Consider the following 13797-nt stretch of genomic DNA (forward strand, 5'->3'; position numbering starts at 1 on the left):
CTAATATTACCCCTTATAGATTATTTTTAAACATATTGAGATAAATTTTGACAAAAAAACAGTGACTTCTATTTGCTTAGAAATCACTGTTTTTTCTTTTATTTACCTTCTATTTCTATTGTTAATTTTTCTATTTGATCAATTACTTGACCTATATAATCTATAGTATCATTTAAAGCTTTGTCTGTAGTGATATCAACCCCTGCCATCTTTGCAAGTTCTACTGGGGTCTTGGTTCCTCCTGCTTTTAAAACATTTAACCAATCTTCTACTGCTTTTTCATCTTCATTTAATATTCTTTTGCTTACTTCAGTTGCTACTGTGAGTCCTGCACTATAAGTATATGAATAAAGACCCATATAATAGTGTGGTTGCCTCATCCATGTAAGTTCTGCACCCTCATTTATAGTTACATCTTGACCCCAGAATTTTTCCAGGGTATTTCTTTTTATCTCACTTAATTTTTCTGAATAAACACTTTCTCCCCTATCAATAATATTATATACTTCCCTTTGATAATGAGCTTCTAATAAATGTGTTACAAAATTATGAAAGTAAGTATTAGTAATCATTGAAGATAGTACCCATCTTTTAAATCTAGGATCATTTTCTTTCTTTACTAAGTAATTACTTAAAAGCATTTCATTTATTGTAGATGGTGCTTCAATGAAATAAAGTGATGGAGATTCATTTAAAATATTATTGTTTTCTTGTGATAGTAAAAAATGACCCCCATGGCCTAATTCATGTACTAATGTAAACACTTCACTCATAAGTCCATTCCAAGTAAGTAATATATATGGATGAGTCCCATATGGAGTAGCACAAAATCCTCCTGTAGATTTACCTTTATTTTGAGCAAAATCCACCCATCTTTCATCATATGATTTCATAAGCATATTCAAATAATCATCACCCATTACTGAAAGTGCACCTTTTATATACTTTTTGGATTCTTCTATAGTAACTTGTGGATCATAATCAGGATCTAGTGAAACTTTTAAATCAGCAAATGTCATATCTTCTAAGTTATATGCTTTCTTTATTAATCTTGCATATTTTCTCATATGGGGAGCTAATTTTTCCATTATTACATCAATCTGTCTATTATAAAGTTCTTTATCTACCTTTTGATCAAAGAGCAAATAATCAAAAATCGAGTCAAAACCTCTCATATTACTCATGATTTTTTCCTTTTGAATTTGGGTTTGATATGCACTTGCAATAGTGTTTTTATAATCAGATATTTTCTTTGAAAATTGATCAAATGCTTCTCTTCTTAGTTTTGTATTCTTATGAGCTTGATATGCATTTTCATATAATGAAAAACTTAGAGGATAAGTTTGATTATCTACTTTAAAGTCAGGAAAATCCATATCAGCAAGTTTTGCTTGATTATAAATATTTTCAGGTGATTCAAGAATTGGAGAAATGCTTGCAAATGCTTTTTCTACTTCTTCATTTAATGTATGGGGTTTACTTCTTATTATATCTTCTAAATAAATCTTATAAGCATCTGTATTTTGTTTTGCCTTATCTAATATTTTTTCATCTGTTAGTTTAAGCTCAGAGTCTATGAAGGTCAGCTTGCTTAAAACTTCTGATATTATACTGTTATTTTTGTTATATATGCTTTGAAGTTCAGAATCTGTTTGATCTACTGAAAGAGCAAGATATGCATAATTACTTGTAAGCACTATATTTTCATATATATTTTCATAATCTTTAAGACAATTTAATATTGTAGTTTCATCATTTAATTTACCCTTATACTTTTCTTTTATTTGATTTGAACACTCAACTACATCTTCAAGTGATTTTTCATATTCCTCTTTTGATTTAAATATATGAGATAAATCCCAAGTTAATGATTTATCTACTTCAGACCTCAATTTTAGTTTACTCATTTCATCCCTCTTTCTATATTTTATGTAATTCATTAGTAATATTATATCATAATTATTAGAAGTTTAAGAATATTTAATTCTCTTAATATCGATATTTTTCTATATGCAAGAATAAAATATGGCTACCTATATTATAGATAGCCATAAAGTTAATTTTTTATTTCAAAATTATTATATTCCATGAACTTTACAAAAGCTTTTTTGCCATCTTCATTTCTTTTATATACTCCTGCATCTTTTAATACATCTAAAAACTTAAACCCTACTTCTTTTTCTAAAATTTTTCTGATTTCTTTTTTATCTTTAATTGAAGAATATTTTTCTATTAATTCTTCAATCCATTCTTTATGTTTATATAGTTGATCTTTTTCTTTTATATCATTTATCAGACTATTATCTAATATAATATCTTCTATTTTTTCAAGCTCATCTTCAAGTCTTCCTGGAAGCACAGCTAGGCCCATTACTTCAATAAGTCCTATATTTTCTTTTTTTATATGATGTAATCTATTATGTGGATGGAATATTCCATGTGGATATTTTTCATTTGTCCTATTATTTCTTAATACTAAATCTAATTCATATTGATTTTTTTCATTTTTTCTTGCTATAGGAGTTATAGTATTATGCATTATATCACCTGTAGAAGAAAGTATATCTACATCTTCATCACTATATTTTCTCCAATTACTCAATATTTTATTTGCTAGTTCTACTAGTGAATCTTTATTATGTCCAGATAATCTAATAACTGACATTGGCCATTTTACTATACCAATATTAATTTCTTTATTTTCTGGTGAAATAAAGTCTAATTCCACTTGAGCTTTTGCCATAGCAAATTCATGATTTCCGCCTTGAAAATGCTCATGACTGAGTATTGATCCACCAACTATTGGTAAATCAGCATTTGAACCTATAAAATAATGTGGAACTTGATTTGTAAAATCTAATAATCTTTTAAATGTATCTTTTGAAATAGTCATAGCTTCATGTGTTTCCTTAAAGACTATACTGTGCTCATTGTAATAAACATATGGAGAGTACTGCATATACCAATTCTCCTTATTTAAGTTTATAGGAATAACCCTATGATTCTGCCTTGCAGGGTGATTTATCCCTCCAGCATAGCCTACATTTTCTAAACACAATAAACATTTGGGATAACTTTTTTTAGCTTCTAATTTTGCAAGTGCTATATCCTTTGGGTCCTTTTCTGGTTTAGATAAATTAATGGTGATTTCTAAGTCTCCATATTCTGTATTACTTTTCCAATAAAGATTCTTCTCTATTCTATCCATTCTTATGTAGTTGGATGCCTTTGACAATTCATAATAATAATCTGTTGCAGCTTTTATATTTTGATTTTTTGCAAGGTTCCAAAATTTATTTGAAATATTAGATTGTCTTGGCATCAAAATACCCATTATCTTTGCATCTAATAAATCCCTTTGGCTTGTAGTATTTCTTTCTATTATCCCTTTTTCATATGCATGATCTAATATGTTTTCTAATATGCTTACAGGGCTATGTAAATTCTCCATTTTAATCTCATATTTATATGGTTCTTTTATATTTAATAAATCCATTAAAGCATTTCTTAGTTGCACCCTATCTAGTTCTTCAAACATACCTTTTTCATATGCAAAATTTAATAATCTTTCTATCTCATATGATATATCTTTATTATGCACAAAACTCTCCTCCAATTTTATGTTTTTTATAGAATTCTACTAACTATTAAAGTATTTAAGATACCTATGAACTATATGTTTATAGCAAATATAACAAACATTATAACACATACTATTGTATGAATAACCACTACATTATTGGCTATTTCACTGTATTCTCTTCCTGCATACTTATCTACAAATAAAGAAAGTGAAAGAGGGGGTGGTAATATTAAGAATGTGAAATAAGCATAATCAAGTAGTGGATCATTACTTATGATTTTATTGATTATAAATATTTTAAATATATATCCTATGACCAGTATAGTTGTAATTCTTATAGCAAATAATTTCATACTTTGTTTTAGATATATTTTATTTAGCTTAAGTCCAAATCCTATAATAATAAGTATGATAGGTGTAGCGATATTTGATAAATAATTTAATGTAATATCTATACCCATAAACAAAGTGTTTTCAAAAAATATTTTATCTAATCCTAAAATATTTAAAAGTAATCCTAAAATAATTGAAATTATAAGTGGAGAGCTTATAAAGCCTTTAACTGTATCCCTAGAAAATTTTTCATTACTAAATTTCATTTTAAGTAAGGTATAGAAAACAAACCATACAAAAAACTCATGAGCTACTCCAAATATGGATATTTTCTCTAAATTCTCTATGCCAAATACAGAGGCAAATAAAGGTATACCTAAAAGTCCAAATGTAAATGAAGTGGTTACAAAGGGTATTAAGGGATGGGATATAGCTTTAATTTTGTTTATTAAAATACCTGCTCTATATAATATAATTAATAATACAAAGGTCACTATCATTACTAAAAAATATTCTTTTTTAAGAGTCATATCTCTAAATGTAATAAACAATAAGGCAGGCAGGGCAATATTAATAACACCATCTTTTAATTCATTGATAGTTGCTTCTTTTACTAAATTTTTTTGTTTTATAATGTAGCCAAGGGCTATCAATAAAAATATTGGTATGATTTTTGATATAATTTCTGACATATTTTCTCCTTTTACTTGAATAATTAATATTATTATATACTAATTATTACTATATAACAAAAAAACGAGCTAATTCATACTCGTTTGCTTGTTTTTAAAACTTACATTCTATTTAACTATTCTTTATTTTAATTTAGCTATGGCTTCTATTTCAATCCTAGCATCTTTTGGTATCTTTGCTACTTGAACACATGATCTTGCTGGTGGCTCGTCATTAAAATATGTTCCATATACCTCATTTAATGCTTGAAAATCATTTAAATCTTTTACAAATATTGTGGTTTTAATGATATTTTCCATGCTGCTTCCTGCTTCTTCTAATACAGCCTTTAAATTGTCAAGTGCTTTTGCTGTACCTTCTTTAATATCTTCAATTAATTCTCCGCTTTCAGCTTCCATTGGTAATTGTCCTGAAGTAAATACAAATTCACCTATCTTTATTGCTTGTGAATATGGTCCTAATGCTCCTGGTGCTTTTTTTGTTGATACTACTGTTCTTTCTTGCAAAATAATCTCTCCCTTATTTTTCTTTTATTATATGGTCTTTACCATAATATTTTAAGTATGATTATATATATATTATATATTACAATTTGTCTATAAACAAACTTTAATTATTTATTTTAATTTTATAAGGGTAAGTTTAATAAATATAGATGAATACATTATTTAGCTCAATTACTATTTTTATAGCTTCAATAGTACATGGTATAGCAGGTTTTGGGCTTGCACAAGTTGCAATGGGCATTATGCCACTTTTTAGAACTGCAGCTTCTGTTGCTGTGGTTAGTAATTTTAGAGTATGGTGGAGTGTAAAAGATTGGATTAAACCAGTTATAGGACTTATTGTAGGACTTCCTTTAGGTCTTTATGTGTTTAATCAACTTGATAAAGGACAGGTTAGAATTGCAATTGGTCTAGTACTTCTTCTTGCTGTAATACTTATTGTACTTGGAAAACAAACAAATGCACTTAAAAATTTATTTGAGGATAAAGATTATAGTGATGGATGGATACTACCACTGATAGCAGGATTTTCAGCTGGAGTCTTGGCAGGTGCTGTAGCAATTCCAGGACCTCCTATGATCCTTTATGGAACCTTTATGGTAGCAACTAATAATTGGAATGGTAAAAAGATGAAAGCTACATTTACTGCTTTTTTTGGAACTGTAATGCTCTATAGGGTAGCTGTAATATCTTTTCAAGGAAAAATGAATTTAGGATTGTTCACAGAAGCATTAATAGCAATACCAGCAATGCTTCTTGGAGTTTATGTTGGAATAAAAATATTTGAAAAAATTCCACAAAAAATATTTAATTGGATTGTAATAGGAATGCTTACTATAAATGCATTCATACTTTTATTCACATAAAATATGAAAGGAGAATATAAATTGTCAAATAAAAAAAAATTAACCATTATACAAATGAATGACACACATGGATACCTAGAAGAACACAATGAATATTTATGGGATGGTAATAATGAAAAATATGTAAAGGTTGGGGGTTATCCTCGTATAGCTAGCTATATCAATGATATAAGAAAAGAAAATGATGAAAATGTTTTATTTTTAGATGGTGGTGATACATTTCATGGAACATATCCTTTGGTTCAATCAAAAGGTGAAGTTGCAATAGATCTTTTAAATGATTTGAAATTAGATGCCATGACAGCGCATTGGGAATTTGCATACGGACCAGAACAATTTAATAATTTAGTAGAAAAACTAAATTACCCTATGCTTGCTATTAACTGTTATAATGAAGAAAATGACGAATTGGTTTTTCCTCCTTATATTACAAAGGAAATAAATGATTTGAAAATAGGTGTAATAGGAATAGCTGCTACTATTGTAGATAAGGTTATGCCAGAACATTTTAGTGAAGGGATATATTTCACTATGGGAAATGAAGAATTACCTAGATATATAGATAAACTAAAAAACGAAGAAAATGTAGATTTAGTTGTAGTATTATCCCATTTGGGCTATCCTCAAGAATTAAAGATAGCAAACAAGATAGATGGTATAGATGTACTTTTAAGTGCACACACTCACAATAGAATATATGAACCTGCTATAGTTAATGATACAATAATTATTCAATCAGGCTGCCATGGCTCGTTTTTAGGTAGACTTGATTTAGAAATTGAAAATAAAAGAATAATAAATTATAATCATGAACTAAAATTACTAGATGAAAGTGTAGCAAAAGATGATACTATGAAGAAAAAGATAGATGAAATTATGGCTCCTGATAGAGATATGCTAAATGAAGTAAAGGGTAAAACCAAAACAGATTTAGCAAGAGATAAGGTATTAGAATCTACAATGGATAATTTTCTTCTTCAATCATTGATGCATGAGGTTCCAGATGCTGTCATGGCTTTTTCAAATGGTTGGAGATATGGAGCTCCTATACCAAAGGGAGATATTACAATGAATGATATTTGGAATATCATACCTGTAAATCCTCCTGTATCTACTATTGATTTAACAGGAGAAGAACTTTGGAATATGATGGAAGAAAATTTAGAGAGAACTTTTGCAAAAGATCCATTTGAACAAATGGGTGGATATGTAAAGAGAAGCATGGGTATAAATGTTTATTTTAAAATTGAAAATCCATATGGTGAAAGAATACAAGAATTATTTGTTGCTGGAAAAGCTGTAGATAAAAACAAGACTTATAAAACAGTCTATGTTACAAGCCAAGGTGTTCCTGCAAAATATGGAAGTAATAGAAAACATTTAGATATTCATGCAATAGATGCTATATTAAACTATTTAGATGATAAAAAAGAAATCAAGGCTCCAATTACTGGTTCAATTGTAGCAATATAAATTTAAAAAAGTTCCGAGACAAGAGTCTCGGAACTTTTTTAGCTTGCTTGGTCTTTTTTAAATTGACTATTATAAAGTTCTGCATAAAATCCTTCTTTTTCTAATAATTCATCATGACTACCTTGTTCTACTATATCTCCGTGATTCATAACTAAAATCAAATCAGCATCACGTATAGTTGATAGTCTATGAGCTATGATGAAACTCGTTCTATTTTTCATTAAATTATCCATAGCTCTTTGAATTTGAATTTCAGTACGAGTATCTACTGAAGATGTTGCTTCATCTAATATTAATATCCTTGGATCTTTAAGTATAGCTCTTGCAATAGTAATAAGTTGTTTTTGTCCTGAAGATACATTTGAAGCTTCTTCATTTAAAATCATATCATAACCATTTGGAAGATGATGAACAAAACTATCTACATGTGCTGCTTTTGCTGCAGCTATAACCTCTTCATCTGTTGCACTAAGTCTACCATATCTTATGTTTTCCATTATGCTTCCATTATAAAGCCAAGTATCTTGAAGTACCATACCAAATTTTCTTCTTAAATCACTTCTTGTAAAATCCTTTATATCATATCCATCAATTAATATTTCTCCATCATTTATATCATAAAATCTCATAAGAAGTTTAACCATAGTAGTTTTACCTGCTCCTGTAGGACCTACCAATGCTACCTTTTGACCTGCTTTAATATCAGCTGAAAAATCATTTATTATAGTTTCATCTTCATTATATCCAAAATTAACATGATCAAATGTAACTCTACCTTTGATTTCTTTGACTTTAACAGGATTACTAGTTTCTTTTATCTCTTCATCTTCTTCTAAAAATTCAAAAACTCGCTCTGCAGAAGCTGCTGTTTGCTGAAGTATATTAGATATATTTGCAACTTGTGAAATTGGTTGAGTAAATTGTCGCACATATTGAATAAAGGCTTGAATATCTCCAACTTCTATAGTTCTTTTAGCAGCCAGATATCCTCCTAATATGCTAACTACAACATAACCAATATTACCTACAAAATTCATAAGTGGCATCATAATACTAGTTAAAAATTGAGATTTCCAAGCTGCTCCATATAGTTTGTTATTCCTTTTATTAAATTCATCTATACTTTTGCTTTCACCATTAAATGCCTTCATTACAAGGTGCCCGCCATACATTTCTTCTACATGGCCATTTACATTACCTAAATAATCTTGTTGTTCTTTAAAAAATCTTTGAGATCTTTTTACTATAGATATTATGAGAATTAAAGAAATAGGTATAGTAATGAGTGATGCTAAAGTCATCCTCCAGCTTATAGTAAGCATCATTATAAGAACACCTATTATAGTAGTAACTGATGTAATTATTTGAGTTAAACTTTGATTTAGTGTTTGACTAAGTGTATCAACATCATTTGTAACCCTTGATAATACTTCCCCCTTACTTGTAGTATCAAAATATTTAAGAGGAAGGAGATTTATTTTTTCTGATATATCTTTCCTAAGTTTATAACTCACTTTCATAGATACTCCAGCCATTATATAATTTTGAATATAGCGAAATACTGCACTAATCATATATAATCCTGCAAGAATTAAAAGAGTATTTCTAATAGAGTCAAAATCTATATTACCTGTTCCTGCTATCTTTTTCATTATTCCTTCAAAAATCTCTGTAGTAACGCTACCTAATACTTTAGGACCTATTATTAAAAATATAGTACTAGCTATAGCAAATAAAATTACAACTAATATTGAATTTTTATATACTGATAAGTAATCAATAAGTTTTTTCATAGTTCCTTTGAAGTCTTTAGCCTTTTCTACCCCTTTCATCATTCCACGTGGTCCACCACCAGGGCCATGACCTCTAGGACTAGAATCTTTTTTTATCTTCTTATCTCTCAAGCTAATTCCTCCTTTGAAAGCTGAGATTCAGCTATTTCCCTATATGTTTTACAATTTTTAAGGAGTTCTTTATGAGTGCCTTTACCCACAATTTTACCTTCATCTAAAACTATTATTTGTTCTGCATTCATTATACTTGAAACCCTTTGGGCTACTATAATAATAGTGCTTTTCTCTACCCTCTCATTAAGAGCTTTTCTTAAAGCAGAATCAGTTTTAAAATCAAGTGCAGAGAAACTATCATCAAATAAGAATATCTCTGGTTTTTTCATAAGTGCACGAGCTATAGATAATCTTTGCTTTTGTCCACCTGATACATTAGAACCATCTTGAGAAATAGGAGCTTTGAAGTTCTCATCTCTTTCTTTTATAAACTCCATAGATTGAGATACTTCTGCAGCTGTTTTCAAATCTTCTTCAGATGCATCTTCATCTCCATATTTTAAATTCGATTCAATTGTTCCACTAAATAAGGTACTCTTTTGAGGAACATAGCCTATTTTTTCTCTTAAATCATGTTGAGAAATATTTCTTATATCTATTCCATCTACAAGTATTTGACCCTTATTTACATCTTCAAATCTTGGTATCAAATTTAAGAGTGTAGTCTTACCAGAGCCTGTTGAGCCAATAATAGCTGTAGTTTCTCCTGGTATAGCTTTGAAGTTGATGTCTTTTAACATATTTTCTTCTGCACCTTCATATCTAAATGATACATCTTTAAATTCAACTACACCTTGTAATGAATCATCAAACTTATCTGGCTTTAAAGGATCAACTATAACAGGTTCAGTATTTAATACTTCTGCTATACGATTTGCTGAAATAGCAGCCCTTGGTATTAATATAAACATAAAACTCATCATCAAAAATGCGAATATTATCTGCATAGCATATTGCATATAAGCTAGCATATCTCCTACCTGCATGCTAGAATCTGCTATTCTATTAGCACCTACCCATACTATAAGTAGGGTAACTCCATTCATTATTAGCATCATAGCTGGATATGTTGCTGCCATTACCCTATTTACAAAGAGATTTGTATCTGTAAGATCTCTATTTGCTTTATCAAATCTTGCCTCTTCAAAGTTTTGATTGCTAAAGGCCCTTATAACCATCATTCCAGATAAGTTTTCACGAGTAACTAAATTTAATTTATCTATAAGTTTTTGAACTATTTTAAATTTAGGTAAGACTATAGCAAATACTATAGAAATAAGACCTAAAAGAGCTATAACTGCAACTCCTATTATCCAAGACATAGAAGGACTTCTATTTATAGCTTTAATCACTCCACCAATACCCATGATTGGAGCAAAGAATACCATTCTTATCATTATTACAATTAAATTTTGTATTTGTGTTACATCATTTGTAGTCCTTGTAATCAATGAAGCATAGGAAAATTTATTTAATTCCCTAATAGAAAAGGATTCAACTTTTGTAAATACAGCATTTCTTAAATTACGAGCAAATCCTGCTGCAGTCCTAGATGCCAAAAATCCTACTATTATAATACTTACCGCACTTACAAGTGCAATAAGTAGCATTATTCCTCCAGATTTAAGAATATAATTAGTTTGAATTTTTTCTACATCCATTCCTAGTGCTGCATATTCAGATTTAACAGCTCCTGCTGCACCTTGAACTATAGCATCTTCACCTAATGCATCAATTCTCTCATTCATTTGATTACTTATCTCTTTTCTTTGTTCATCTGGTAAGTTTTCAAAAATTTCATATATATCACTGTCAGCAGGTATTTTATTGCCATCAAATTCCATTACCCCATCTTTAGCATTTTTTTGTATTTGCTCAATACCTGATACAGTGATTAAAGCTCTACCTATTATATCGTTTAAATCTTCTATTTTTTCATCACTTATATCATTTAAAACATAGATAGGAGCCTTAGCTAAATTTGGATATTCATCTATATATTCATTATAATTTTCATTTTGCTCATCAATCAAAGTATAATTATCTAATATTTTTTCTTTTGCATTTTCATCCATAAATATTGTAATCCTATCCATCAAGCTCTTTCTCATAGCTTCTGGTGTAGACTCTTCAATACCACCTTGTTGAATACCTGTATTAACTATATTTGCCATATAATCTGGAAGTGAAAGTTCAGCCATAGCTTGCACAAACAAAAATACAATAGCAAATATAATCATCCATGTAAATGGCTTTAGGTGCTTGATTAATTTACTCATTATCCTATCAACTCCTTAATTTTCCCTATTCTTATCTAATACTTTTTCTAATGTATAAAGTCCTATATATATTTTTTCTATTTCTTCCTCTGTAGCATTATTTATGATATTATCTATTTTATTTTCTATATTAGAAAACTTACTTTTAGATTTTTCTTTGAAATCATCCGTCATTTTTACATTAACAACTCTTCTATCTTCTTTACTTCTAGTTCTTTCTACAAATCCATCTCTTTCCATTCTATCTATTATTCCAGATACTGTGCTATTTGAAAGCCCCATTTTTTTACTTAATTCACTTATCTTCATTTCTCCATCTTTAGTAAGTATCCCCATAAGCATACCTTGAGGCCCTGTTAAATTCATTTCTTTAAATTCACATTCTATATTATGTTTGATGCTATCCATAACTCTTTTAAGTAATTTTACAATACTCATTCCACCTTCTATCATTAATACACCTCATTTCTATTATTCTTTCTATACAAACATTTCGTATAGATATATTTCGTGTACGAATTATATTTTACTCTTATTAGTATTGACTGTCAATACTTTTTTATATAAAAATAAAGAATAAGTTCCTAAATTTAGGAACTTATTCTTTATTTATTATTTTAATTGTTCTTCAATTGACTTTGTAAAATGTGTTGACTTGTCTCCTGTATGCTTTGTAATTTTAGCTTGCTTTTCCTTCTTTTTTATCTCTTATTTTATCAAATTCATTTACTGCTTTAACTACAAGTGTAGACAATCCTACAAGTGCTATTAGGTTTGGTATTACCATTAGAGCATTAAACATATCTGCTAAAGCCCATACTAATTCTACATCTAATACTGTTCCTACTACTACACAAATTAGAACTAAAGCTCTATAATACTTTACTCCACCTTTACCAAACAAATATTTTATATTTAATTCACCAAAGAAGTACCAACCAATTATAGTAGAAAATGCAAAGAAGAACAATGCCACTGCTATAAACTGTAAGCCAAAATCTCCAAAGGTGCTAAAACCTAATCTAAAACCTTCTTGTGTTAATTCTGAACTTGTAAGTCCTGTTTCAAAAGCTCCAGTAGTTAATATTACTAAAGCTGTTATAGTACAAACTATACCAGTATCTACTATAACACCAAGCATAGATACATATCCTTGTTGAACAGGATGGTCTACCTTTGCAACAGCATGTGCGTGAGGAGTGGAGCCCATTCCTGCTTCATTTGAAAATAATCCTCTTGCTATACCATATCTTAAAGTTTCTTTTACAGTAGCACCTATAAATCCACCAGTTGCAGCACGTGGATTAAATGCTCCCCATACTATCATCTTAAGTGCTGGAAGTATCTCTGTATAATTAACTACAAGTACAGCTATACCCCCTATTATATATAACAATGCCATTAAAGGAACTATTTTTTCTGTAAATGATGCTATACGGCTTACACCACCCCATAATATTAATCCTGCTAAAGCTGCTACTACAACACCAATAACTATCTTAGGTATTGGAAAAGCATTATTTACAGCAAGAGCTATAGAGTTTGATTGAACCATATTTCCCATAAACCCGAGGGCAAATATAATAGATAATGAAAAGAAACCGGCTAAGTATTTACTTTTTAAACCATATCTTAGATAATAAGCTGGACCACCAACAAGTTCTCCATTTACACTTCTGTTGAAGACTTGTGCTAAAACTGCTTCTGCAAATATTGTACCCATACCAAAAAATCCACTAATCCACATCCAAAATATTGCACCTGGTCCTCCTGCAGCTATTGCTGTTGCAACTCCAGCTAAATTTCCTGTTCCAACTTGAGCTGCTATAGCTGTTGAAAGTGACTGAAATGGTGACATACCTACATCTTCTGTTTGTTTTTCTGGCTTACTGAAAATCTCTTTAAACATTGATTTGATTCTAGTTACTTGAATAAATCTCAACCTAAAAGTAAATAAAATTCCTGTTCCAAGTAAAGCTACGAGCATTACTGGTCCCCATAAAACATCATTGATAACTTTGAGAATGTCCATAATATCCATTATAATTCCCTCCAATTTTTTATAAATAATTCCTTATATTTCAAAGAAATCTTTGTTAAAATTATATCTTTACAGTAACAGATTCCTTCAAAAAGAAACAATATATTCTGAATTTATTTATAAAAAAGAAATATTACAATTTAATTACAAAAAACTCTTTCAATTATTACTATTAT

10 protein-coding genes are annotated in these 13797 nt (G+C 29.2%); 2 read left to right on the forward strand and 8 right to left on the reverse strand.

Annotation, left to right across the window (positions count from 1 at the left end; genetic code table 11):
* Positions 1-98 precede the first annotated feature (98 nt).
* From pepF to ACTHUW_RS02985, 4 genes are all read right to left on the reverse strand, one after another.
* Positions 99-1907 (reverse strand): oligoendopeptidase F, encoded by a 1809-nt coding sequence (gene pepF, locus ACTHUW_RS02970; RefSeq protein WP_442196913.1) that lies wholly within the window; start codon positions 1905-1907, stop codon positions 99-101.
* Positions 1908-2056: 149 nt separating this feature from the next.
* Positions 2057-3601, reverse strand: a complete 1545-nt coding sequence (locus ACTHUW_RS02975; protein ID WP_442196912.1) for a UDP-glucose--hexose-1-phosphate uridylyltransferase — start codon at positions 3599-3601, stop codon at positions 2057-2059.
* A 71-nt stretch (positions 3602-3672) separates the two neighbouring features.
* Positions 3673-4608 (reverse strand): AEC family transporter, encoded by a 936-nt coding sequence (locus ACTHUW_RS02980; protein WP_442196911.1) that lies wholly within the window; start codon positions 4606-4608, stop codon positions 3673-3675.
* A 123-nt stretch (positions 4609-4731) separates the two neighbouring features.
* Positions 4732-5115 (reverse strand): RidA family protein, encoded by a 384-nt coding sequence (locus ACTHUW_RS02985; protein ID WP_442196910.1) that lies wholly within the window; start codon positions 5113-5115, stop codon positions 4732-4734.
* A 149-nt stretch (positions 5116-5264) separates the two neighbouring features.
* Between ACTHUW_RS02985 and ACTHUW_RS02990 the strand changes: the two genes are divergently transcribed.
* The gene (locus tag ACTHUW_RS02990) at positions 5265-5981 is read left to right on the forward strand and encodes a sulfite exporter TauE/SafE family protein (protein WP_442196909.1); all 717 of its coding nucleotides are present in this window, start codon (positions 5265-5267) and stop codon (positions 5979-5981) included.
* Between the two features lie 21 nt (positions 5982-6002).
* Positions 6003-7454 carry a bifunctional metallophosphatase/5'-nucleotidase gene (locus ACTHUW_RS02995; protein ID WP_442196908.1) on the forward strand — a complete coding sequence of 484 codons (1452 nt, stop codon included), beginning with the start codon at positions 6003-6005 and terminating at the stop codon, positions 7452-7454.
* Between the two features lie 38 nt (positions 7455-7492).
* On the opposite strand, the gene ACTHUW_RS03000 is transcribed toward ACTHUW_RS02995, so the two are convergent.
* The 4 genes from ACTHUW_RS03000 to ACTHUW_RS03015 all read right to left on the reverse strand — a co-directional run bounded on the left by ACTHUW_RS03000 (position 7493) and on the right by ACTHUW_RS03015 (position 13621).
* Positions 7493-9289: an ABC transporter ATP-binding protein gene (locus ACTHUW_RS03000; RefSeq protein WP_442196926.1), complete on the reverse strand. Its 1797-nt coding sequence runs from the start codon at positions 9287-9289 to the stop codon at positions 7493-7495.
* Between the two features lie 65 nt (positions 9290-9354).
* Positions 9355-11580 carry an ABC transporter ATP-binding protein gene (locus ACTHUW_RS03005; protein ID WP_442196907.1) on the reverse strand — a complete coding sequence of 742 codons (2226 nt, stop codon included), beginning with the start codon at positions 11578-11580 and terminating at the stop codon, positions 9355-9357.
* Between the two features lie 15 nt (positions 11581-11595).
* Positions 11596-12033: a MarR family winged helix-turn-helix transcriptional regulator gene (locus tag ACTHUW_RS03010; RefSeq protein WP_442196906.1), complete on the reverse strand. Its 438-nt coding sequence runs from the start codon at positions 12031-12033 to the stop codon at positions 11596-11598.
* A 226-nt stretch (positions 12034-12259) separates the two neighbouring features.
* Positions 12260-13621, reverse strand: a complete 1362-nt coding sequence (locus ACTHUW_RS03015; RefSeq protein ID WP_442196905.1) for an alanine/glycine:cation symporter family protein — start codon at positions 13619-13621, stop codon at positions 12260-12262.
* Positions 13622-13797: the final 176 nt, after the last annotated feature.

The organism is Senegalia sp. (in: firmicutes), assembly GCF_052088025.1.
Taxonomy (GTDB): domain Bacteria; phylum Bacillota; class Clostridia; order Tissierellales; family SIT17; genus Anaeromonas.